Genomic DNA, 24,078 nt, shown 5'->3' on the forward strand with positions numbered 1-24,078 from the left:
AGTTTAATAAACTCTTACTTCATCTATCATCAGGTAAGCCTTGTCCCCTTTCTTTTCGTGCCAGTCGGGCAATTCCTTTATTGATTCGGCAATTACTTTTACGTACCGGGCTTTCACTGTTTCGTCCAGATTAGCCGATAAAGTAATCACCACAGGGCTTATATGCTCTGTACGTTCTTCGTATGTCTCCTTAAATACTTCCTTATATGTATTACCATCTGCAGATACTAATAAAGCAAGGCTTTTCGGTGCAAATAATCCCCCTCTGGTATTTACATATGAATTCAAATCCAAAGATGAAATGTCGGTCTGCTCTTTCATATCTATGTCTGCTTCAAAATCGGTGCCGGCAAAACCCAGCCACATGCCTGTACGGTAACTGGCATTCGAACCTAATTGTCCATTAACCAGTGTTGTCGCGCCACTGAAAATATAGCGTTTATCCGGATCATATTTTAATGTTATGGGTTTGGCACAAGCCTTATGAAAAATGAAGTCTTTCGAATAAACCTTGCCTCTTACATTTTTCCGATATGCAACAGCCTTGAATATAGTATTGCCTTTTATGGTTATCGGGCTGCCATATATGTAAGGTACAGATTCGGCTGTCGGCTCTTTATTGCCCAGTGTATAATAAATAGGGCTGTTGTCAAATGTCGACATATAAAGGTTTATCTCATTCTTAATTGTATCCACGACTATAGAATCCTGTATTCCGTAAGCCTGTTTACAATTTTCATATCCCAGTTTGTCGAAGTGTCCGGATAGCCGATATAAACGTGAAACAAAATCGTCATAATCTTTCCTCTCCGGATTTGTCCATACAGTTTCTGCGAGAGCGCATATACGGGGAAGCAACATATATTCAACATTTTGTCCCGAAGGCATATATTCTGTCCATATATTAACTTGTGCTCCCAGGATATATTTCTGCCTGCCCTCTTCTAAGCCGGCAGGCATTGGATTAAATGAATATGTTTTTTTCAGCTCTGTCAGCCAGCCGAATGTGAAAGGTTCGTCATCCACATCGGGAGATTGATAATAATCCAGATATACATATTGTTCAGGAGTCATAATTACATTGTGACCTTTGTTCGCAGCATAGACACCACCTTCAGTACCACGCCACGACATTATAGCCGCATTAGGAGCGATGCCACCCTCCAGTATTTCGTCCCAGCCGATAATTTTTTTGCCTTTAGTGTTTATCATTTTTTCGACTCTGGCTATGAAATAGCTCTGTAATTGTTCTCCGGGAGAATGTTCCGGTGATTCTTTCAGCCCCAAATGTCTCATTCTTGCCTGGCATTTAGGGCACGCCATCCATCTGTTTTTAAGGCACTCATCACCCCCTATATGGATATATTGGGCCGGAAACAGGGGAAGCACCTCAGTCATCACATCATCGAGAAATGTAAACACTTCATCATTGCCTGCGCAAAGCACGTCTTCATAGATACCCCATTCGGTTCCTACCTGATAGGGTCCTCCCGTACAACCCAAATAAGGGTATGAAGCCAGGGCAGCTAATGTATGCCCCGGAATATCTATTTCCGGAATGATGGTTATAAAACGCTCTTCGGCGTATTTTACGATGTCTTTTATCTCTTCTTGTGTATAGAATCCGCTTACCGGTTTATTGTCGAATTCACCTGTATGACGTCCTGTGATTGTCTGTTCGCGTCGGGAGCCGATTTCGGTGAGTTTCGGATATTTCTTTATCTCTATACGCCATCCCTGATCATCGGTCAGATGCCAGTGAAAGACATTGATATTGAACATGGCCAGTATATCAATATATTTTTTTACAAAATCAACAGGGAAAAAATGTCGTGATACATCCAAAGAAGCTCCCCTGTGAGCGTAATCGGGATAATCTGTAATTTCGACGCCTGGAAATTCTATTTCGGTATCTGCATCTGCCGGAATTGATTTCCGGATAGTTTGGATTCCATAAAAAGCCCCAGCCTCAGTAGATCCGTTTATTGTAATATGCGAGGAATTTATATTTATGATATATGCCTCCGGATTATCGCTCGAATAGTCGGTGGTAAGCCTTATGGTATTCTTAATATCCTGTTTGTCTGTTATTTCAGGTCTAAAACCTGTTATTTGTGCTATGTATTCGGATAATAGTGCGGCTGACCGGGCTAACTTGCTATTTGAAGCAGGAAATGATATCTTTGTAGTTTTACTTAATATGAATGGTTTACCACCTGTTGTTTTTATTTCCTGCACCATGGGTACTATGTCATAACTGGCTATGGTAGCAGTTTTTTCGGAAGTACAGGCAATGAAAAACAAAAGAACGGACAGATGGAGGAAATTTCTAAACATAAACGAATGATTTTGTGTTTTATATGATAAAAAGTTAAACAAATTTCAAATATATAGTTTATTCTGAAATTTTTGCCACAAAAAATTTATATTTTTGCACCTTGATTGTATAGTCGTAATGCAATTAATAGTTTAAATTAAAATGTAGAAGATGAAAGTCCTGAAATTTGGTAGTGCGTCTATTGCTACAGCAGACAAGATGAAAAATGTAGCAAATATTGTTGCCCAAAGCGGCAATAATATCATTGTGTTGTCATCGATGCGGGGAACAGCGGAGGCATTAATGGAAGTCTCGGACTATTTATATAAGAAGAACCAGGAAGGAGCCGTTGAAATAATAAACAGGTTAGAGAAGCAATACTACGATTTTGTTTCCCGCCTTTTTAGCGAAGAATGTTTCAGATTGAAAGCGGAAGAAATAATCGCGGCAAAGTTTAATTATATCCGTACCTTCACCAAAGACTTGTTTACTCTTTTTGAAGAACGGGTGGTAATGGCTCAAAGCGAATTACTCAGTTCGGAATTGTTTCATTTGTATCTTACCGAAAAGAAGATAAATGCAGTTTTGGTGCCTGCCCTTGAATTTATGCGTACCGATAAGAATTCAGCACCTGACCCTGTATATATAAAGGAGAAGCTCACAGCTTTACTTGATGCGGCCAAAGGAGCGGATATGTTTATCACACAAGGATATATTTGCCGCAATGCATATGGCGAGATCGACGATTTGCGTAAAGGAGGAAGCGACTACACGGCATCGCTTATTGGTGCCGCCGTTGGTGCCGATGAAATCCAGATTTGGGCTGATGTGCATGCGATGCAAAACAATGACCCCCGTTATGTAAAAGGGACTACGCCTATCCGTCACATGAATTTTGATGAAGCAGCCGAGCTGGCGTATTTTGGTATAAAAATACTTCACCCGTCGAGCATACTTCCGGCCAAATTAGCAGATATACCCGTATGCCTTAAAAATACGGAACATCCCGAAGCCTCAGGAACGCTTATCTCCAACGAAACGGAAGCTCGGGCCATAAAGGCAGTGGCCGCTAAGGAGAATATTACTGCAATAAAAATAAAATCGGGCAGGATGTTGCTTGCGCATGGTTTTCTACGTCGTGTTACCGAAGTATTTGAAAACTACCAGACATCTATTGATATGCTGGCTACATCCGAAATAGGAGTTTCACTGACTATAGATGATGACAAAAATATACAACTTATTCTTGATGAATTGAAGAAATATGGTACGGTATCTGTTGATTCCGATATGGTAATTATTTCGGTAATTGGAAATCTGGAATCGGAAGATGCCAGTTTTGCCTCTACGATATTAAATGCCGTACAGGGAGTCTCTATCCGTATGATTTCATATGGCGGCAGCAAATACAACTTTTCTTTTCTGATAGAAAATAAAGATAAAGAGACGACACTTCAAATATTGAATGACAAATTGTTTAATTAATTCTTAAATTCCAAATGACAAAAGGAAATTTTCCTGTTGATAAGCTAAAAGGTATCGAAACGCCTTTTTATTATTACGATATGGATTTGTTGAAAAGGACATTGAAAATTGTAAAAGAAGAGACAAAAAAATACGGATTTGTTCAGCATTATGCAGTAAAAGCCAATGCAAACCGCAGGATTCTTGAACTCATTGCTTCGGAAGGTTTCGGTGCCGACTGTGTAAGCGGGAATGAGGTGAAAGCAGCTGTAAATGCAGGTTTTCCGGCATCGAAGATTGTTTTTGCAGGAGTAGGTAAGACCGATAAGGAAATAAATCTGGCTCTCGACCTTAATATTTTTTGCTTCAATGTAGAGTCTTTTCCCGAATTGGAAGTAATCAATGAACTTGCAACCAAGAAAGGCAAGCTGGCTCAGGTAGCTTTGCGTATCAATCCGAATGTGGATGCTCATACACACGAATATATAACAACAGGCCTGAATGAAAATAAGTTTGGTTTTGCTATGGCGCATCTCGATGCGGTAATAGAAAGGCTGAAAGTCCTGAAAGCGATCAAACTCATTGGGATACATTTTCATATAGGTTCTCAGATAGAAGAAGCAGAGACTTTTGAACCTTTATGCGAACGCGTAAATGAATTACAAACATATTTCGAAGGTAAAGAAATAAAACTGGAACATATCAATCTTGGCGGAGGTTTGGGGATAGACTATGAGAATCCTGATGCTCACCCTATTTCAGATTTTGCCGGATACTTTGCCCTGTTCAATAAAAGCCTGAAACTGAGAGACGGACAAATCGCCCATTTCGAATTAGGACGTTCCATCGTAGCTCAGTGCGGCGCACTCGTAACACGTACGACATACGTGAAGCATGGCGAAAACAAAGTATTTGTAATAGTGGACGCAGGTATGACGGACCTTATTCGCCCGGCCCTGTATCAGGCATACCATCAAATTGAGAATATTTCGTCCAATCTTCCGGTTAAAAAATATGACGTGGTAGGCCCTATATGCGAATCTTCCGACGTATTTGCGAAGGATTGTGAGTTGAACGAAACCCAGAGAGGCGACATGCTGGTACTTCGTTCGGCCGGTGCGTATGGCGAAATAATGGCTTCGCAGTATAACTGCCGCGAATTGCCTAAACCATATTACTCGGATAAAATATAAATCGTACAACAATGTAAGTCAGGAGTCGTATGAATATATGGCTCTTGTCTTTTTATGAAGATATCTTTTTATAATACAGGCAATGGTTGAGCAAATCTTACATTACTTCATGTTTAACGAACTGGAAATTGCAGGGATAGTGTTTTACCTCCTGCTGTTCCTTATTCAGATCTTTTTTTATTTCAATTATTACAGGAAACCCTATTCTGTCGTTTGCAAGAGGGACAAAGATAATCACAAACCTGTTTGTCCGAAGCCCAAAGTATCCGTTATTATAGCTTCGGAGAATGCTGCCGATGAACTGGCTGAAAATCTTCCTGCTATCCTGACACAAGATTATTCCGATTATGAAGTTATCGTTGTTAATAACGGCTCTACAGATGAAAGTGAGACTCTATTGCAATCTTTGCAACTAAAATATCCTCATTTATACATAACCTATCTGCCATATTCAAATGATATCACATTTGGTCGCCGTAAATTAGCGCTCACCATAGGCATCAAAGCCGCTAAAGGAGAAGTTCTGCTATTTACGGAACCTTATTCCAGGCCTGTATCGGATCAATGGATATCTTCAATGGTGGAAGAATTATCGGACGAAAAAGATATTGTTTTAGGATATTCCTATTATAGTAGGACAAAGACGTTTTTTAACCGTATAGCGCGTTTCGATAATCATTTGTTTTCCATGCAGTATATTTCCATGGCTCTCAAGAACAAGCCGTTTACCGGAATAAACCGTAATCTCGCTTTCCGCAGGCACCTCTTTTTCGATAATAAAGGCTTTGCTGCATTCCTTAATCTGGAGAACGGCGAAGATGTATTTATCAACCAGATAATTACTGATAGCAATACATCTGTGGCGTTGTCCCCGGATAGTTTTGTAGAGTCATCCAATGACCGCTATTCATTGTGGAAGCAAGTAAAGAAATCCTATTCAATTACGAAGAAACATTTTAAGGATAAAACGCCTATTAATTTATTTGGTTTAGAAACGGCTACCCGCTACCTGTTTTATCTGGTACTGATTACCCTTCTGGTATATTCGGCCGCATCTTTTCACTGGGCCTTATTGGGTATTGCGGTATTTTTCTTTGTATTGAGATTAGTGATACAGTCAATAATAATAAATAAGGCTGCCAGATACTTTCAATCCGGAAAATTCCACTTTTCACTGATTTTGATGGATCTTCTGCAGCCCTTTTATAACTTCAAATTCAGGACTAACCATAAAAACAGGGCTACAGGCCGGCGTTAACCGATAATGAGAATTTAGATACTTATTTAATTTCCTGCCCTTTTTTTGTTACAGAAGTTTTTCTCGTCAGCTTCAGGTAAGGTTTATGGATTCTCTCTTCCCATATCAGCCATAAGACAAAAATTACACCGTCGTAATATATCCAGACAAACACATCGCGATGAAAAACATTAAACCAGTCCTCGTAAAATTTCAGGTAGCACTCCTTGGTATTCACCCATTGACAGTTGTTGTACCATTCATTTACAGATATAAACCATTCAGGAAACGGATTTCGTATGATAATGAGTATTATTGCCAATCTGAGTATATTTATTAAGAGGAGTATGGCCAGCGACATGGGAATATACCATAATTTTTTCTTCGCAGGGCCAAAATAAAAACTAAGGATAAAGGTAAACATAAACAATTGTTTCAAACCTGTACAACCCCATATTATATCTACCGGAATAGAGTTCTCAAAATAAAGTGTGTATCCGTTGATGATTTTAAAATCCTGATATCCGAACAAGTCATGTACCAGCCAATAAACGGCATCTGCGGTCCACCGGTTCATCCCTTCGGTATATGAAGTCAAATCTCTTCCCAGCACAATGAGTATTCTTTCGTCCTCACCCTGATGTACGCAGAGTTTCCAGATAAATTCAAATATAAGGAATAAGCACAGAAACCATATAATATCTTTAAATGGTTTCAATTTGCTTATGAATATATTAATATAGTTTATGCTCTGGTTCCTCATTCTGCTTAAATTCGCATACAAAGGTACTAAAATAAGGATAATTAACCTTTTTAAGGCAAAAAAAATATGACATTTTATTTAAATTGTCGGTTAACTGATTTTTTTTAATTTACTTTGCACAAATTTCATCTGTTTTTAAGTGAATTTAGTAGTAAATAAGAGGTATTCGTGATTAAACAGGCTGTTTATTAATTAGATAAGTCGCACGAGAAATACCAGTGTTAGCAGAGCTTTTCAATGATGATTCAGCTTTCTTTCGAAGTTTTACATTATCTGAATAATAATTTGCTCAAAAAATTGTTTATAGAGGAGAATACGAAATGGCTGAAAGCATAGGTACTTTCATCCAGAATTGAGATTTACAGGATTAAAACCGTATATTGAATTATAATGCTAAAGAGTAAAAATCTTCTTTTAATAGCCTTTTTGGCTTGTATTGTAGGCTCGCTCAGAGCACAAACCGATTCTCCGTATAGCAGATATGGCTACGGAGTACTGAAGGATCAGGCCGTGGGTCCATCAAAGGCAATGGGAGGTATAGGTTACGGGCTTCGCAATAGCCAGAGTGCAAATCCGCTGAATCCGGCATCATATTCGAGAGTAGACTCGCTTACTTTTCTTTTTGATATCGGCATAAACTTTAACAGCGGAAAACTGAGCGACGGAGTAAATTCTGATAAAAAATACAGCGGAGGACTGGAATATATAACGATCCTGGTACCTTTAAAGAAAGGTCTCGGACTCAGTTTTGGTATCATTCCGTTTTCTTCGGTAGGCTATAAATTCGGATCAACAGAAACAAATGGCTCGGTAGCATATACCAAATCATTTTCCGGAAGCGGAGGTTTAAGCCAGATATATGGAGGATTGGGTTATTCATCTCCAATAAAAGGATTATCACTGGGTGCCAATATTTCATATCTTTTTGGTACATTAGATCATACTCGCAGTTTACCTGCATTAACAGGAAGTAATTCATATACATCCAGGGATATTACAGAATTATCTGTAAAGGCTGCGAAATTCGATATAGGTCTCCAATACGAGATGCCGATAGCTAAGAATAAAATGCTGACAATAGGTGCCGTATATTCACCCAAAATAAACTCCTCTGCCGATTATGATAATAAGCGTTATGTAATATCCTCATCCAATACGCTTATTAACGGAGATACTACAATTTATAATGGGGTCGATGCTGGAATTCCGGAAACATACGGATTGGGATTTACAGTTAACAGCAACAATAAACTTGTTTTTGGAGCCGATGCTACTTATCAACGTTGGAGCAAGGCGAAATATACTTCATATATGAATGATGGATTAAGCGATGCCGATCGTTTCAATGACAGGTGGAAATACAGCGTTGGAGCTGAATATATGATAGACCCATACGACAGAAGCTTCTTTAAGAAAATACGCTTCAGAGGAGGTGTTAACTATGCTAACTCATATCTGAATGTAATGGATGCATCCGGAAGAGTAGACGGATATAAAGAATACGGAGCGACATTAGGTTTCGGTTTACCTATCCGGGATAATATCGGCCAGCGGATGTCGTATATCAATATTAATTTCGAATATAAAAAACTAAAGCCGAAGCTTAGTAATATGATAAGTGAAGAATACTTCGGTGTATCGCTGAACGTCAATATCAATGAACTTTGGTTCTTCCGCCGTAAAGTTGAATAAAAAATACAGAATCAGGATAAACAGCCTCAATTACAGATTGAGGCTAATTCTTTTTAAGTATATTAGCCTAATGAAGTTAATGCAAAAACAAGGACTGTGGATGGTAGCTGTAATTTCAATATTTACTGCACCTTTCTTTTTTGCATCCTGTAAGAAAGAAGTCAGTTCTGCCGTAAATTTCAAATATGACAAAGAACTTGTTCCATCCATGCATACAGACAGCGTACGGGTGCTTATTTCCGATTCGGGGCTTATCAAATATAAAATGATAACCAAGACCTGGGATGTTTTCGATGAAGCAAAAGATCCTTACTGGTTCTTCCCGAAAGGGCTTTATCTGGAACGGTTCGACACTGCATTTACTGTCGTATTTACAATTAAGGCAGATACAGTGTGGAACTATACCAGGCGCAAACTTTGGCGGCTTAAAGGAAATGTTTTTGCAAGGAACATTGTCGGGGAAACATTCACCGGAGATGAATTTTTTTGGAATCAGCAGGAACAGAAAATATATTCGGACAAACTGGTAGAAGTGACCAGGCCGGAGAAGGGGATATTGGTTGCCCGAAATGGTATGGTGGCTAACCAGCAAATGACAGCCTACGAATTTATGGAAGTAGGAGAGAATGCCGGGAAAAAAACTCTGATTTATGTAAATGAAGATGAAGAAAACAAAGAAGAAAAAGCAGAATAGTTTTTCAAATATGAATGAAATTCAATCTCAATTTATTATCTTCGCACGCTGAAAACTGTATCTTTGAGAATTTAAAATAAACAATATAAAAAGTAATTATTATTTAAATGGCTGCATTACAGAAAATTAGGAGCAAATCAAGCCTGCTTGTCGGTATAATCGCGGTAGGTTTATTAGCATTTGTATTTCCGTGGGGTGAAGTTACAACCTTTGTTAATAAAATGAGAGACAAAGCATTTGTTGTGGATGGAAAGGTGATTACAACAAAAGAATATTCTGAAAAAATCGCTCAATGGGAAAACTTTCAGAAGATTATGTCGAATCAATCCTCATTGGATGAGTTTACTAACTCTCAAATCCGGGAAATGGCTTACCAGCAAATGGTCAAAGAAATAATATTGGATGAAGAAGCAGGCAGATTAGGATTAGCTGTTACACCTGAAGAGTTGAATGATATGGTTTACGGACCTGTTGTAGCTCCTATATTATATCAAATACCATTTTTCGCAAATCCTCAGACTGGCCAGTTTGACAAGGCCTATCTGATGCAATTCCTTTCCGATATTAATCAGGATCCGGCAGCTATGCAGGAACCTCATAGATCTGAGATTATGGCCAGAAGGGAAATCTGGGCTTTCATACAGAATATGATGAAATATCAACGTCTTGAAGAAAAATATGCATCTTTAGTTGCCGGCTCTGTTTTAGTTAGCGATACTGAGGCTAAAGCAGCCTATGCCGATTCTAAGAATGTAGCAGATATAGCATATGTTGTTCAGAGATATTCAGCCCTGGCAGATTCTGCCGTTCAGGTTTCAGACAAAGAAATAAAAGCACTTTACGATTTGCGTAAAAATAACTATAAACTGGATACCGAGCTTCGCAAAATTTCATACTTCATCAAGGATGTTGTTCCCAGCGATGAAGACTATGCTGCCATAGAGCAAGAAATGAATGCCGCGTATGAAAAATTGAAAATGACAGACAATCCTGCTATTGTTCTAAGTGAATATTCATCTACATATCAGGATATTTTTATGGCAGTTTCATCATTGCCGGCCGATGCCAAAACATTTGTGGAATCTGCATCAGTAGGTGATATTTTTGGACCGGTTCGCGAGAATCAGACATATCTGATGTATAAATTAATAGACCGGACAAATGCCGCCGATTCTATTAAACTGCAAATAATACCGTTGCCACAAGGTCTTGATGAAAAAACATCAGCCCATATTGTTGATAGTATCCAAAGCGTTCTTAAAGGTGGCAAGGATTTCGGGGCCGTAGCTGACGAATTATTCCCTAATTCTAACGGAGGTGATTTGGGTTGGACTAACGAAGCGATGTTGGCAAGTGCAGGAATTGCAAAGGAATGTTTTGCCGCTGCAAAAGGTGAAATTCTGAAATTGAAAGTGGGAGGGCAGGATCAGTTGATTCGTATAGCCGATAAAACTAATCCGGTACCAAAAGTGAAGTTAGCAGTAATACAGTTACCTGTTATAATCAGTGATAAAACACAGAATGCTATAGATAACGAATTGAACCAGTTCGTGAGCGAAAACGGAAACCTCGAAAATTTTGATAAAGCCGCTCAGGCTAAAGGTTACAGCCTGATTCAAAATTCAATTATATCGCCATCCGAAATAGCATTGGGGCAAGCTACAGGAACCCGTCAGGTTATACACTGGGCTTTCAATGAAAAGGCCGGTTCGGTGAAGAAATTTGATATGTCAGACAAGCGTGTCGTTGCAATCGTGAAAAATGAAATAACCGGAGAATATATGCCGGTATCTGAAGTGGCAACAGCGTTAAAATCAGAGCTGATAAATGATAAAAAAGCAGAGAAAATCATTGCGGATCTGAAAGCTAAGAATTTGACATCTCTGGATGCTTATGCACAAGCTGTATCAGGAAAAGTGGATACAGTAAACTTTGTTACATTCCAGACTAACAATCTATCGGGGATTGGTTTTGAACCATTAATGAACGTATATTCGAAATTAGGCCAGGTCAATAAACTGGAAGCTCCTATGAAAGGAAAATCCGGAGTATATGTATTGAATGTGACAAACAAAACTGAAGATACAAAAGAATTCAATGCCGAACAGACAAAACAGTCGTTGAAGCAAGCCAATTATTATCAGATGATGTCACAAGCCGTCTCTATATTGAAAAATAAGATGAAAGTAGAAGATAACAGGGTGAAATTCTGGTAAAATTCTTTAAAGAAAAATTTAATCACTATATTTAAGGTCCCTTGTAGCCAGAGCTATGAGGGGCTTTTTTAATTAAAGAGAATATGACAAAAAAAGAACGTTATGCCGGGGTTATTAGTTGGTTTGACAAAAATATGCCTGTAGCAGACACAGAATTGCATTATGACAATCCATTTCATCTATTGATTGCTGTTATTCTATCCGCGCAGTGTACCGATAAGCGGGTCAATATGGTAACACCGCCATTATTTGAAGCATATCCCACACCTGAAGTGATGGCGGTTTCTACTACAGATGCCATTTATCATTACATAAAAAGTGTATCTTACCCCAATAATAAAGCGAAAAATCTGTTAGGAATGGCTAAGAAACTCGTAGATGACTTCGGAGGGAAGGTTCCTGATACTATGGAAGAATTGGAGACTATACCCGGAGTAGGTCGTAAAACAGCAAATGTAATGCTTATTGTGGCTTTTAATAAGCCGGCGATGCCAGTAGATACACATGTTTTTCGGGTTTCAAATAGAATTGGATTAACCGAAAATTCGAAAAATCCCGAGCAAACAGAAAAAGAATTGATAAAATATATACCGGCGAAATATTTATCAAAGGCACATCATTGGTTAATTTTGCATGGCAGATATGTCTGTATTGCGCGGAAACCAAAATGTGAAGAATGTGGATTAACCCCGTATTGTAAATTTTTCTCAAAAAAATGAACTAAAATGAGGTTTTAGTAATGACTTGGCTATTAATGTATTGTAAAAACGGTTGAAAATAGTTTAAAAATACCTCTTAAAATATTTGGAGTTATACTGATTATTTACATATCTTTGCACCCGCTTTACCACTAAAAGGCTCTTCGGCAGCGGGGAGTTTATGGGAGTAGAGAAAGCGATCTTTGAGATTATGAAATAACAACATTATAGAGTGTAGTACACAGTCTGAACCCTGGTTAAGTTTGGGGTTTGGATAAAAAGCTAGAGATAGTAAAAAAAGGTGCTACCGTCAATTACTATTACCCAATAGTAAAATAAAAACGCTTGAACAGGATCAAAAGGTTAAAAAAAAGAATATACAAAGAAGAGTTTGATCCTGGCTCAGGATGAACGCTAGCGATAGGCCTAACACATGCAAGTCGAGGGGCAGCATAGGGTAGCAATACTTTGATGGCGACCGGCGCACGGGTGAGTAACGCGTATGCAACCTACCTATAACAGGGGGATAACCCGGAGAAATTCGGACTAATACCGCATAAAACAGGGGCTCCGCATGGAGATATTTGTTAAAGATTTATCGGTTATAGATGGGCATGCGTTCCATTAGCCAGTTGGTGAGGTAACGGCTCACCAAAGCAACGATGGATAGGGGAACTGAGAGGTTTGTCCCCCACACTGGAACTGAGACACGGACCAGACTCCTACGGGAGGCAGCAGTGAGGAATATTGGTCAATGGGCGAGAGCCTGAACCAGCCAAATCGCGTGAAGGAAGACTGCCTTATGGGTTGTAAACTTCTTTTGTACAGGAATAAAAAGGGGGACGCGTCCCTTATTGCATGTACTGTACGAATAAGCATCGGCTAACTCCGTGCCAGCAGCCGCGGTAATACGGAGGATGCGAGCGTTATCCGGATTTATTGGGTTTAAAGGGTGCGCAGGCGGGCTTTTAAGTCAGCGGTGAAATCTCGGGGCTTAACTCCGAAACTGCCGTTGAAACTGGGAGTCTTGAGTATGGATGAAGTAGGCGGAATTCGTTGTGTAGCGGTGACATGCTTAGATATAACGAGGAACTCCGATTGCGTAGGCAGCTTACTAAGCCATAACTGACGCTCAAGCACGAAAGCGTGGGGATCAAACAGGATTAGATACCCTGGTAGTCCACGCCGTAAACGATGATTACTAGTTGTATGCGATATACCGTATGTGACTAAGCGAAAGCGATAAGTAATCCACCTGGGGAGTACGCCGGCAACGGTGAAACTCAAAGGAATTGACGGGGGCCCGCACAAGCGGAGGAACATGTGGTTTAATTCGATGATACGCGAGGAACCTTACCCGGGCTTGAAATGTACATGAATTACGTTGAAAGATGTAAGCCAGCAATGGCATGTATGTAGGTGCTGCATGGTTGTCGTCAGCTCGTGCCGTGAGGTGTCGGCTTAAGTGCCATAACGAGCGCAACCCACATTGTTAGTTACTAACAGGTCAGGCTGAGGACTCTAACAAGACTGCCGTCGTAAGATGCGAGGAAGGTGTGGATGACGTCAAATCAGCACGGCCCTTACGTCCGGGGCGACACACGTGTTACAATGGGTGGTACAAAGGGCAGCTACTTGGTGACAAGATGCTAATCTCCAAAGCCACTCCCAGTTCGGATCGGAGTCTGCAACTCGACTCCGTGAAGCTGGATTCGCTAGTAATCGCGCATCAGCCATGGCGCGGTGAATACGTTCCCGGGCCTTGTACACACCGCCCGTCAAGCCATGGAAGCTGGGGGTATCTGAAGTGCGTAACCGCAAGGAGCGTCCTAGGGTAAAACCGGTGACTGGGGCTAAGTCGTAACAAGGTAGCCGTACCGGAAGGTGCGGCTGGAACACCTCCTTTCTGGAGATGCTGTTCGAGCAAGGTAGTCCTTTTTAAGAAAGGTACTGCACTCTTAAATGATGTTGTTGTTTTAACATATACTCAGTTTACAGGAGTAGGTACAGGTTTACCAGTTGAAATATACTGTTTACTGTTTACTGCTAACTGTTAACTGACCAAGAGAAACCAAGAAGCTGGCAATCAGTTTCAGGCGAGAACAGCCAGTCCTATAGCTCAGTTGGTTAGAGCGCTACACTGATAATGTAGAGGTCGGCAGTTCAACTCTGCCTGGGACTACATCGCTGCGAGAGCAGCGAGGTTTCAAGATTCCAAGATTTAAAAATTTCAAGATTCCACAAATAATTTTGCAATCATTAAATTTTGAAATCTTTAAATCACCTTACGGGGGATTAGCTCAGCTGGCTAGAGCACCTGCCTTGCACGCAGGGGGTCAACGGTTCGAATCCGTTATTCTCCACAACTTAAGTGAATAACGAAGAGTGAAAAACGAAGAATATAAATTATATTTTTCACTTTACACTTATCAGTTTACACTTAAAAACGATCTTTGACATGATGTATAAAAAGAGCAAGTAAAGTTAGATTATGGAAATAATCTATCAAACCCTGCTAATGAATAATCTTCGGGTTATTTGTTAGATAGAAAAAAGAAAGTAGGAAAGGGCACATGGGGGATGCCTAGGCTCTCAGAGGCGAAGAAGGACGTGATAAGCTGCGATAAGCTACGGGAAGGTGCAAATAACCCTTGATCCGTGGATTTCCGAATGGGGCAACCCAGTATCCGAAGAGGATATTACACTATGTATGTAGTGAGCAAACGCGGGGAACTGAAACATCTAAGTACCCGTAGGAAAAGAAAATAAAAATGATTCCCAGAGTAGTGGCGAGCGAAATGGGAAGAGCCCAAACCGTTATTGTTTAGGCAATAGCGGGGTTGTAGGACTGCGCCGTGGCAAGACCGATTTGAAGTAGAACGCTATGGAAAGAGCGATCATAGAGGGTGATAATCCCGTATACGAATCATATCCGAAGCCTAGCAGTATCCTGAGTAGCGCGGGACACGAGAAATCCTGTGTGAATCAGCCGGGACCATCCGGTAAGGCTAAATACTCCTGAGAGACCGATAGTGAACCAGTACCGTGAGGGAAAGGTGAAAAGCACCTCGAACAGAGGAGTGAAAGAGACCCTGAAACCATGTGCCTACAAGCGGTCGGAGCATTAAAATGTGACGGCGTGCCTTTTGCATAATGAACCTACGAGTTACTCTTACTGGCAAGGTTAAGTACAATGATGTACGCAGCCGAAGCGAAAGCAAGTCTTAACAGGGCGTTTGAGTCAGTAGGAGTAGACGCGAAACCAAGTGATCTACCCTTGGGCAGGTTGAAGTTTGGGTAACACCAAATGGAGGACCGAACCGGTAAGCGTTGAAAAGCTTTCGGATGACCTGAGGGTAGGGGTGAAAGGCTAATCAAACTTGGAGATAGCTCGTACTCCCCGAAATGCATTTAGGTGCAGCCTCGGCGAATTACTTATGTCAGGTAGAGCGACTGATTGGATGCGAGGGCTTCGCCGCCTATCAAGTCCAGATAAACTCCGAATGGGCATAAGTTAATACCGGGAGTGAGGGCATGGGTGCTAAGGTCCATGTCCGAGAGGGAAAGAACCCAGACCATCAGCTAAGGTCCCCAAATACATGTTCAGTTGAATTAACGAAGTATGACTACTAAGACAGCTAGGATGTTGGCTTGGAAGCAGCCATTCATTTAAAGAGTGCGTAACAGCTCACTAGTCGAGTGGTCGTGCGTGGATAATAATCGGGCATAAACATGTTACCGAAGCTATGGGATAAAATATTATCGGTAGGGGAGCATTCTACTCAGCGTTGAAGGCGTACCGTCAGGTATTCTGGAGCGTGTAGAAAAGCAAATGTAGGTATAAGTAACGATAAAGGGGGTGAGAAACCTCCTCGCCGAAAGACTAAGGTTTCCTGATCAACGCTAATCGGATCAGGGTAAGTCGGACCCTAAGGTGTAGCCGAACGGCGAAGCCGATGGAAGAACCGGTTAATATTCCGGTACTGTTATACAGAGTTATGTGGGGACGCAGGAGTGACACTGCTGCCAAGTGACGGATTACTTGGTTAAAGGAAGTAGACGTAGACAGAGGTAGGCAAATCCGCCTTTGGAGTTGAAACTGATAGTACTACAATCCTTCGGGAGCGTAGATAATGCAGGTAAGCATACTGCCTAGAAAAACCGCTAAACGCTAATCTGTATAGCAACCGTACCACAAACGGACACACGTAGTCGGGTTGAAAATACTAAGGCGCTCGAGCGATTCACAGTTAAGGAATTAGGCAAAATGACCCTGTAACTTCGGGATAAAGGGTGCCATCTGTAAGGGTGGCCGCAGAGAATAGGTCAAGGCAACTGTTTAACAAAAACACATGGCTATGCAAATTTGAAAGAAGAAGTATATAGCCTGACACCTGCCCGGTGCTGGAAGGTTAAGAGGAGATGTCATGAGCAATCAGAAGCATTGAATTGAAGCCCCAGTAAACGGCGGCCGTAACTATAACGGTCCTAAGGTAGCGAAATTCCTTGTCGGGTAAGTTCCGACCTGCACGAATGGTGTAATGATCTTGACACTGTCTCAACTGTGATCTCGGTGAAATTGTAGTATCGGTGAAGATGCCGATTACCCGCGATGGGACGAAAAGACCCCGTGAACCTTTACTATAGCTTTACATTGATTCTGGGCACTTGATGTGTAGGATAGGCCGGAGGCTGTGAAGCGGGTACGCCAGTACTTGTGGAGCCATCCTTGAAATACGGCCCTTTAATTGTTTGGAATCTAACCTGCGGATGCAGGAACAGTGTATGGTGGGTAGTTTGACTGGGGTGGTCGCCTCCAAAAGAGTAACGGAGGCTTCTAAAGGTGTGCTCAGGACGATTGGTAACCGTTCGTAGAGTGTAATGGTATAAGCACGCTTGACTGAGAGACCCACAAGTCGATCAGGTAGGAAACTAGAGCATAGTGATCCGGTGGTTTCAGTATGGAATGGCCATCGCTCAAAGGATAAAAGGTACTCCGGGGATAACAGGCTGATCATTCCCAAGAGCTCATATCGACGGAATGGTTTGGCACCTCGATGTCGGCTCGTCACATCCTGGGGCTGGAGCAGGTCCCAAGGGTTGGGCTGTTCGCCCATTAAAGTGGCACGCGAGCTGGGTTCAGAACGTCGTGAGACAGTTCGGTCTCTATCTATCGTGGGCGCAGGATATTTGCGGAGATCTGACACTAGTACGAGAGGACCGTGTTGGACGGACCCCTGGTCTGCCGGTTGTTCCGCCAGGAGCATCGCCGGGTAGCTAAGTCCGGATTGGATAAGTGCTGAAAGCATCTAAGTACGAAGCCGACTTCAAGATAAGATATCCATTAAGGGTGGTTGTAGACTACGACCTTGATAGGCTACAGGTGTAAAGGCAGCAATGTCATAGCCGAGTAGTACTAATAGCCCGGACGCTTTCAAGGGTGTCAGTAACCAGAATGATGTTAACTGACGCCAAACAACAAACCAGAGGTTTGCTATATTACGAATATAAGATAACGATACTCGCTCTTTTACATCAGTCAATCCTACACGGTTGACAGCAAGGCATACGGTTGTGGTATTTAATACTGTAAACTGTTAACTGTAAACTGTTAACTGAAGATATTCAGGTGGTTATAACACCGGGGCTCCACCTCTTCCCATTCCGAACAGAGAAGTTAAGCCCGGTCGTGCCGATGGTACTGCGCAAGTGGGAGAGTAGGTTACCGCCGTTTTTAAGATAAGTCCTTCACTAAACAGTGAGGGACTTTTTTTTTGTTTGGGATACGGGTTTTCCTATGCATATATGGAAGACTATGAAAGAGGCAGCTGGCCTAATCTTGCCAGCTACCACAGACTAGTGTATTTACGAGCAGATATCATTCTCTGCAAATTGTTTAATATAATCTTTAAGTTTTAACCTATCAATTGTGATTAACGATTGATTTTTGATCTTACATTTTTTTAGATCTGTATTATCCGGCAGTTCCATAACATTTGCTGCTATCATTTTCTCCAACCGATTCAGGGAAATATTGAGACATTGACGTATTACAGATGATAATTTCAGATGAATATCATATGCTGTTATTATACAAAATTCAATCTTATCTTCTTCCATATTCACCATTTCTTCAACAGTTATCGGTTGATGAATAATGTCGTATTCTATTGATTTATAGCAAACTTCCACATTGTTTCTTTTCATCAATTCTATATCGGATGCATAGTTCCATGCAGTGTTTGCATCGTTGGTCAAGAACTTTTGATATAAATTTTTTTCAATCGATTCAGGTCTTATCCGTGATAGAATAGTAAGATTGAACGTACTGTCGCATTCTGTACATCTGTAGATCAACCACACGTCCAGAATCTTTTTTTGGGCATTGATTCTGAATTTATCACTGCAATAAAATTGGCTGCTACTGTTGCATTTTGCACATTTTCTTTTTAATAACGGCATATTTTGGATACATATTTCCCATGTATATCGTTTTGTCTTTTTCATTTTGGCTGTTCCTCTCAGGATGTATATACTACCCTTGATCACATATAATTATGTTAAGGCCTATATACAGAGAGTATTTAAGCCGGAAAGGGTAGTGAGATTAATAAATAAATAAGATATACCCGTTCGAGTACAAAACTCAAACAAGAGGAATTACTAGCTTGTGGTATTTGAAGCTAATATTATGCCAGTATATATAAAAGAATAGTTGCCAAAATGTAATAATGTTGGTTTGGAGTACAAAGATAATAGTTTTATTATATTGTATCCAATAATTACTGAGTGTAATTTATTTGATTGAGCAGGTGATGATTTGAATGATAGTGATACGGGGTTCCGTTGAAAATCAGAGTGCCGAAGAGCTGCCAATACGATATTATATATTTATCTTTGCCTCCGGTCTAAACAAATAAAAGATATTATGAGTGACATAACGTATGACTGTATTGTAATAGGAGGAGGAATAAGTGGAATATCTTTTGCTCATTACATGCATATAGCGGGCAAAAAGACATTAATTATAGAGAAGGATAAGAATGCGGGAGGGCAGGTGCAAAGCTTGTTTTCGGAGCAATATCCCGCTTATTGGAGAGAGTTTGGCGCGCATACCTGTTATAATTCCTATACCCGTTTATTGTCGATTGTAAAAGATATCGGGTGCGTCGATCTGATAAGACCATTGGGAAAAGGAAGCTATGTGACATATTCTGATGGACTGATAAAAAAAATGTTTGCAGAACTGTCGATGCCTTCTCTTATACTGAACGGACCCAGAATGTTCTTTACATCAAAGAAAGGGAAGACTGTGAAGGAGTATTTCAGTAAAATTGTAGGTTCGTCTAACTATAATAAATTGTTTACCAGGCTTTTCAGAGCTGTTATATCACAGAATGCAGACGATTATCCTGTTGAATTATTTTTGAAACACAGGAAAGACAGATATAAAGAGTTTCCCCGGAAATATAGCTTTCATGAAGGCTTGTCGTCATTTCTGCATTCCATAATAGAGAAGGATAAGCTGCAAATAGAAAAATCATGTGAAGTGTTGGATATACAGCGTAGCGGCAATGCATATAGAGTTATCACGATGGAAGGTAAAATATTTGATGCGCCCCATATAGCTATAGCCACAGATCCCCAGGCGGCTTCACGGCTGATTAAGGATATAGAGCCGTCCTTGTCGTCATTGCTGGCATCAATACCACTGTTCCAGACTGAATCGTTGAATGTTATTGTACCGAAGGATAAACTGGTAATGCAAAGTATAGCCGGAATAATACCTGTTTCCGACGACTTCCATTCGGCCGTATCCCGTGATCTGATAGAAGATGAAACGTTAAGGAGTTTTACTTTTCATTTTGAAAAGGGAGAAAAAGACGAAGATGAAAAGTCCGATATTATATGCAAAGTGCTGAATATTTCCCGCAATGATATATTGGAATGTAAAATGATCAGGCATATACTGCCTTCGTTGCGTATGTCACATCTGAATATGGCTGAACAAGTGGTTAAAATGAGGCAATCGGATAGTATTTATCTGCTTGGTAACTATTTTTACGGATTATCTTTAGAAGACTGCGTTCATCGTTCATTTGATGAATCCCAAAGGTATGGTGTAATGAGCTGATTTATAGGAATCTCTTTTACTGTTATTTTTGAACATAATTGTTTGATTTTTGGGAAATACTTTATCTATATGTATATGATAGCTTTTAGCCGTTAGCTGATAGTTCTTTGAAGTATTGATTAAAGCAGTTACGAGTTTGCCTCGCCTTCGCTTCGGCGAATGTTATTTCTTCGTCTTGGGGCAGTTATAAGTTACAAGTAAACAAGATACGAGATACAAGTTGTTAACTGATGACTGTTTACTGATATATCTGTTACCTTTTAACAGTTACAAGTTTGCCTCGCCTTCGCTTCGGCGAATGCTATTTCTGAGCCCTTCGGGCAGTTACGGGTTACTTCATTCTTAATTGTATTCTGTTACTTTTGTTACCTTTTAACTATATAGTGTAAATATAGGTTAATTTAATAAGGTTTTTGAGCCGGTTATTGTTAATGTGATGACAGAGGAAGTAAGGACAGGGTGTTACTTTTTTGATCGGTTTGAATATCTGGGAGCAACTGAATATCATCAGTTCATAGGCGAAAAAGTAACAATGAAAAAAGTATGCAAATGGTGTTACTTTTGTTACCTTTTTGACAGCAAAGAGTATGTGTTATGCGTTGTCAACGGCAGACCGCAATATAAAGCCAAAAAAGACCGTCTGAATACTTCAAACGGTCCGCTTTTTTTGAGCCTCTTGTCGGATTCGAACCAACGACCCCGAGATTACAAATCACGTGCTCTGGCCAACTGAGCTAAAGAGGCAAGTGGGTAAGCTGACTATATCGCGTCGCTACAACCGACGGCCCTTGCTGCGATCAAACCCTGGGGGATTAATCGGGAGCTGACCGTATAGGACTTACCCGCGACAAAAGTAGATAAATTTTTCATATTCACAAAATATGAATTCGATTTTTTCCTTTGATTTCCTTTTACTACATTTGTATTGGAAGTCTTTTCCAGAAAAAGAAGTTAGATATCAGTGACTTATAAATTGACATTTTACATAAAAAAATATTAAGAAAAAAACAAAATAACATGACAGTAACAGATCGTTTTATCAAATACGCAAAATTTGATACGGAATCGAATACAGAAACAGGTATAACCCCCAGTACACCGGGACAAATGGTTCTGGCCCGCGAAATAGAAAAAGAACTTCGTGAAATGGGGTTGGATGACGTTACACTGGACGAGAATGCCTATCTGATGGCTACTCTTCCCGCTAATACAGATAAGAAAGTCCCCACTATTGGTTTTATAGCCCATCTGGATACCAGCCCCGATCTGTCAGGAAAGAACGTTAATCCCCGTATTGTAAAAAACTACGATGGAAAGGATATAATACTGAACAAGGATACAAATGTAGTGCTTTCTCCTGCCGACTTTCCCGAAATGCTCGATTATAAAGGACAGGATCTGATAGTGACGGATGGGGATACATTGCTGGGTGCAGATGATAAAGCCGGAATCGCGGAAATTATAACAGCGATCAGATATCTGCAAGATCATCCTGAAATCAAACATGGAAAAATCCGTATAGGATTCAATCCTGATGAAGAGATCGGACTGGGTGCGCATAAATTTGATGTGGAAAAATTTGGCTGTGAGTGGGCTTACACAATGGATGGCGGCCCGATAGGAGAACTGGAGTATGAAAACTTCAATGCTGCCGGCGTAAAGATTAATATACAGGGAAGGAGTGTACATCCGGGATATGCAAAAGATAAGATGACAAATGCGCTGGTAGTTGCCAGTAGACTTATATCCCTTCTTCCGGCGAATGAAAGGCCCGAGCATACCACCAAATACGAAGGTTTTTTTCATCTGACAAATGTGTCGGGAACAGTAGATTCGGCTACAGTGGGCTATATAATACGCGACCATGACCGTAAGCTGTTTGAAGGGCGGAAACAATTGATGATCGAGGTTGTAGACTTCATAAATAGATTGTATCCTAATAGTACGACTCTTGAAATCAAAGACCAATACTATAATATGCGTGAAAAGGTAGAGCCTGTGAAGCATATTGTAGATATGGCTTTTGAGGCAATGGAAGCAGCAGGGGTTACTCCGATCGTTAAACCGATACGAGGAGGGACAGACGGTGCACAGTTATCATTTAAAGGGCTTCCTTGTCCGAATATCTTTGCCGGAGGGCATAATTTTCATGGACGTTATGAGTTCGTGCCTGTACAATCGATGGAAAAGGCTGTGGAAGTAATAGTAAAACTAGCCGAGATAGTAGCAAATAAATAAAATCAATGTTGATACTTAAAATACATAAACAAATATGAAGAAAACACCTTTTACGGATATTCACGTTGCACTCGGGGCAAAAATGCATGAATTTGCAGGCTACAATATGCCCATCGAATATTCGGGTATAATAGATGAGCATATGACCGTATGCACCGGAGTAGGAGTATTTGATGTTTCACATATGGGTGAAATATGGGTTAAAGGCCCCCGTGCGGAAGCTTTCCTGCGACGAATGATGAGTAATGATGTCGCCTCCCTCGAAATAGGAAAAGCGCAGTATTCAGCCATTATAAATGAGCAGGGAGGTATTGTGGATGACATAATCGTATATCATTACGAGCCGGAAAAGTATATGCTTGTTGTTAATGCATCGAATATAGAGAAGGACTGGAAATGGTTCACGGAGCATAACGATGAATTTGCTGATTTGGAAAATGCTTCGGAAGAAGTTGCTCAATTGGCGATACAAGGTCCTAAAGCCCTGGCAACACTGCAAAAACTGACTAAAATAGATCTGACCAAGATTCCTTATTACTCGTTTGCTATAGGCAGTCTGGACGGTTCTGGCCTGGAGAATGTGATTATATCCAATACCGGATATACAGGTGCGGGAGGCTTCGAAATCTACTTTTATCCGCAATATGGGGTAGATATATGGAATGCTTTATTTGAGGCAGGAGAAGAATTCGGAATCAAACCGATCGGGCTGGGTGCACGTGATACATTACGTCTCGAAATGGGATTCTGCCTGTACGGAAACGATTTGGATGATACCACTACGCCTATCGAGGCCGGATTGGGTTGGATAACTAAATTTACGGACGGGCGGAACTTTACTGCCCGCGCTATATTGGAAAAGCAAAAGGCAGATGGCATAAGTCGTAAGTTATGCGGATTTCATATGCTGGAAAAGGGAATCCCGCGTCATGGCTACGATATAGTGAATGAAAAGAATGAAAAAATCGGGATAGTAACATCCGGAACAATGTCACCTACCACAAAAATAGGTGTGGGGCTTGGCTATATTAAACCAGAGTATGCAGCATTGGGTACACCGGTTTTCATTAAAGTGCGTGATAAGAACCTGAAAGCAGAAGTGGTGAAGCCACCCTTCAGAAAGCTGTAAGATATGAGCAGAAAAAGGGACTCCAACCGGAATCCCTTTTTTATCAGTTCTTTAAAATTACTTTTTGTCAGCTTTTTTATCTTTAGTGCAACAAGCTTTTTTATCAGCAGCCTTGTCCTTGGTGCATTCTTTCTTGTCTTTCGCACATTCTTTTTTATCTTTTGTGCATTCTGTTTTAGCTTTGCAGCACTCTTTCTTAGGAGTAGTATCCTGAGCCATTACACTTGATGATGCAACAAAAGCGATACACATAATAACTGACATTAGAAGTTTTTTCATCTCTTTCTTTTTTAATTGTTAGTT

At 40.6% G+C, this 24,078-nt stretch carries 14 protein-coding genes, 3 tRNA genes and 3 rRNA genes; 15 read left to right on the top strand and 5 right to left on the bottom strand.

Features of this window, described 5'->3' with window-relative positions:
* Window positions 1-3 precede the first annotated feature (3 nt).
* The gene (locus tag ACYQ3L_RS15350) at window positions 4-2,337 is read right to left on the bottom strand and encodes a glycoside hydrolase family 20 protein (protein ID WP_379996200.1); all 2,334 of its coding nucleotides are present in this window, start codon (window positions 2,335-2,337) and stop codon (window positions 4-6) included.
* 151 nt (window positions 2,338-2,488) lie between these two features.
* Here ACYQ3L_RS15350 and ACYQ3L_RS15355 point away from each other — a divergent pair, with 151 nt between their 5' ends.
* The 3 genes from ACYQ3L_RS15355 (at window position 2,489) to ACYQ3L_RS15365 (ending at window position 6,232) form a co-directional block, all read left to right on the top strand.
* A complete protein-coding gene (locus tag ACYQ3L_RS15355) occupies window positions 2,489-3,802 on the top strand; it encodes an aspartate kinase (protein WP_379996198.1) in 1,314 nt (437 codons plus the stop codon).
* Window positions 3,803-3,816: 14 nt separating this feature from the next.
* The gene (lysA, locus tag ACYQ3L_RS15360; RefSeq protein WP_379996196.1) at window positions 3,817-4,974 is read left to right on the top strand and encodes a diaminopimelate decarboxylase; all 1,158 of its coding nucleotides are present in this window, start codon (window positions 3,817-3,819) and stop codon (window positions 4,972-4,974) included.
* Between the two features lie 82 nt (window positions 4,975-5,056).
* Complete coding sequence (locus tag ACYQ3L_RS15365) at window positions 5,057-6,232, top strand: glycosyltransferase (RefSeq protein WP_379996194.1); 1,176 nt, start codon at window positions 5,057-5,059, stop codon at window positions 6,230-6,232.
* Window positions 6,233-6,254: 22 nt separating this feature from the next.
* Here the strand turns inward: ACYQ3L_RS15365 and ACYQ3L_RS15370 are convergent, their stop codons facing one another.
* The gene (locus tag ACYQ3L_RS15370; protein WP_379996192.1) at window positions 6,255-6,929 is read right to left on the bottom strand and encodes an archaeosortase/exosortase family protein; all 675 of its coding nucleotides are present in this window, start codon (window positions 6,927-6,929) and stop codon (window positions 6,255-6,257) included.
* A 435-nt stretch (window positions 6,930-7,364) separates the two neighbouring features.
* On the opposite strand from ACYQ3L_RS15370, the gene bamG reads away from it, so the two are divergent.
* The 9 genes from bamG to rrf all read left to right on the top strand — a co-directional run bounded on the left by bamG (window position 7,365) and on the right by rrf (window position 18,008).
* Window positions 7,365-8,666: a BamG family beta-barrel-assembly machinery protein gene (bamG, locus tag ACYQ3L_RS15375; protein ID WP_379996190.1), complete on the top strand. Its 1,302-nt coding sequence runs from the start codon at window positions 7,365-7,367 to the stop codon at window positions 8,664-8,666.
* Between the two features lie 70 nt (window positions 8,667-8,736).
* Window positions 8,737-9,360, top strand: coding sequence for an LPS export ABC transporter periplasmic protein LptC (locus ACYQ3L_RS15380; protein WP_379996188.1), 624 nt, complete (start codon window positions 8,737-8,739; stop codon window positions 9,358-9,360).
* Window positions 9,361-9,467: 107 nt separating this feature from the next.
* Window positions 9,468-11,576 (top strand): SurA N-terminal domain-containing protein, encoded by a 2,109-nt coding sequence (locus ACYQ3L_RS15385; protein ID WP_379996186.1) that lies wholly within the window; start codon window positions 9,468-9,470, stop codon window positions 11,574-11,576.
* A gap of 83 nt (window positions 11,577-11,659) precedes the next feature.
* A complete protein-coding gene (nth, locus tag ACYQ3L_RS15390; RefSeq protein ID WP_379996183.1) occupies window positions 11,660-12,295 on the top strand; it encodes an endonuclease III in 636 nt (211 codons plus the stop codon).
* 358 nt (window positions 12,296-12,653) lie between these two features.
* Window positions 12,654-14,180 (top strand): 16S ribosomal RNA (locus ACYQ3L_RS15395).
* A gap of 202 nt (window positions 14,181-14,382) precedes the next feature.
* Window positions 14,383-14,456 (top strand) — tRNA-Ile (locus ACYQ3L_RS15400).
* A 107-nt stretch (window positions 14,457-14,563) separates the two neighbouring features.
* Window positions 14,564-14,637, top strand: a tRNA-Ala gene (locus ACYQ3L_RS15405).
* 190 nt (window positions 14,638-14,827) lie between these two features.
* Window positions 14,828-17,714, top strand: a 23S ribosomal RNA gene (locus tag ACYQ3L_RS15410).
* A 185-nt stretch (window positions 17,715-17,899) separates the two neighbouring features.
* Window positions 17,900-18,008: ribosomal RNA gene (rrf, locus tag ACYQ3L_RS15415) — 5S ribosomal RNA — on the top strand.
* The 16S, 23S and 5S rRNA genes sit together here with 2 tRNA genes alongside, the layout of an rRNA operon.
* A gap of 131 nt (window positions 18,009-18,139) precedes the next feature.
* On the opposite strand, the gene ACYQ3L_RS15420 is transcribed toward rrf, so the two are convergent.
* The gene (locus ACYQ3L_RS15420; protein WP_459952439.1) at window positions 18,140-18,736 is read right to left on the bottom strand and encodes a DUF1062 domain-containing protein; all 597 of its coding nucleotides are present in this window, start codon (window positions 18,734-18,736) and stop codon (window positions 18,140-18,142) included.
* Between the two features lie 466 nt (window positions 18,737-19,202).
* Here ACYQ3L_RS15420 and ACYQ3L_RS15425 point away from each other — a divergent pair, with 466 nt between their 5' ends.
* Window positions 19,203-20,408, top strand: coding sequence for an FAD-dependent oxidoreductase (locus ACYQ3L_RS15425; protein WP_379997809.1), 1,206 nt, complete (start codon window positions 19,203-19,205; stop codon window positions 20,406-20,408).
* 670 nt (window positions 20,409-21,078) lie between these two features.
* Here the strand turns inward: ACYQ3L_RS15425 and ACYQ3L_RS15430 are convergent.
* A tRNA-Thr gene (locus tag ACYQ3L_RS15430) sits at window positions 21,079-21,152 on the bottom strand.
* A gap of 273 nt (window positions 21,153-21,425) precedes the next feature.
* Here ACYQ3L_RS15430 and pepT point away from each other — a divergent pair.
* Both pepT and gcvT read left to right on the top strand, forming a co-directional pair.
* Complete coding sequence (pepT, locus tag ACYQ3L_RS15435; protein WP_379997807.1) at window positions 21,426-22,646, top strand: peptidase T; 1,221 nt, start codon at window positions 21,426-21,428, stop codon at window positions 22,644-22,646.
* A 34-nt stretch (window positions 22,647-22,680) separates the two neighbouring features.
* Window positions 22,681-23,775 carry a glycine cleavage system aminomethyltransferase GcvT gene (gcvT, locus tag ACYQ3L_RS15440; protein ID WP_379997805.1) on the top strand — a complete coding sequence of 365 codons (1,095 nt, stop codon included), beginning with the start codon at window positions 22,681-22,683 and terminating at the stop codon, window positions 23,773-23,775.
* Window positions 23,776-23,832: 57 nt separating this feature from the next.
* Here gcvT and ACYQ3L_RS15445 read toward each other — a convergent pair whose 3' ends face one another.
* The gene (locus ACYQ3L_RS15445) at window positions 23,833-24,054 is read right to left on the bottom strand and encodes a hypothetical protein (protein WP_379997803.1); all 222 of its coding nucleotides are present in this window, start codon (window positions 24,052-24,054) and stop codon (window positions 23,833-23,835) included.
* Window positions 24,055-24,078 lie beyond the last annotated feature (24 nt).

The organism is Dysgonomonas termitidis (assembly GCF_054657735.1).

Excerpts from the sequence above, each read along its gene's own strand:
- ACYQ3L_RS15355 (WP_379996198.1), top strand. The coding sequence starts at position 2,489 with ATGAAAGTCCTGAAATTTGGTAGTGCGTCTATTGCTACAGCAGACAAG.
- bamG (WP_379996190.1), top strand. The coding sequence starts at position 7,365 with ATGCTAAAGAGTAAAAATCTTCTTTTAATAGCCTTTTTGGCTTGTATT.
- pepT (WP_379997807.1), top strand. The coding sequence starts at position 21,426 with ATGACAGTAACAGATCGTTTTATCAAATACGCAAAATTTGATACGGAA.
- ACYQ3L_RS15380 (WP_379996188.1), top strand. The coding sequence starts at position 8,737 with ATGAAGTTAATGCAAAAACAAGGACTGTGGATGGTAGCTGTAATTTCA.
- ACYQ3L_RS15385 (WP_379996186.1), top strand. The coding sequence starts at position 9,468 with ATGGCTGCATTACAGAAAATTAGGAGCAAATCAAGCCTGCTTGTCGGT.
- ACYQ3L_RS15365 (WP_379996194.1), top strand. The coding sequence starts at position 5,057 with ATGGTTGAGCAAATCTTACATTACTTCATGTTTAACGAACTGGAAATT.
- nth (WP_379996183.1), top strand. The coding sequence starts at position 11,660 with ATGACAAAAAAAGAACGTTATGCCGGGGTTATTAGTTGGTTTGACAAA.
- ACYQ3L_RS15350 (WP_379996200.1), bottom strand. The coding sequence starts at position 2,337 with ATGTTTAGAAATTTCCTCCATCTGTCCGTTCTTTTGTTTTTCATTGCC.
- lysA (WP_379996196.1), top strand. The coding sequence starts at position 3,817 with ATGACAAAAGGAAATTTTCCTGTTGATAAGCTAAAAGGTATCGAAACG.
- ACYQ3L_RS15445 (WP_379997803.1), bottom strand. The coding sequence starts at position 24,054 with ATGAAAAAACTTCTAATGTCAGTTATTATGTGTATCGCTTTTGTTGCA.
- ACYQ3L_RS15425 (WP_379997809.1), top strand. The coding sequence starts at position 19,203 with ATGAGTGACATAACGTATGACTGTATTGTAATAGGAGGAGGAATAAGT.
- gcvT (WP_379997805.1), top strand. The coding sequence starts at position 22,681 with ATGAAGAAAACACCTTTTACGGATATTCACGTTGCACTCGGGGCAAAA.
- ACYQ3L_RS15420 (WP_459952439.1), bottom strand. The coding sequence starts at position 18,736 with ATGCCGTTATTAAAAAGAAAATGTGCAAAATGCAACAGTAGCAGCCAA.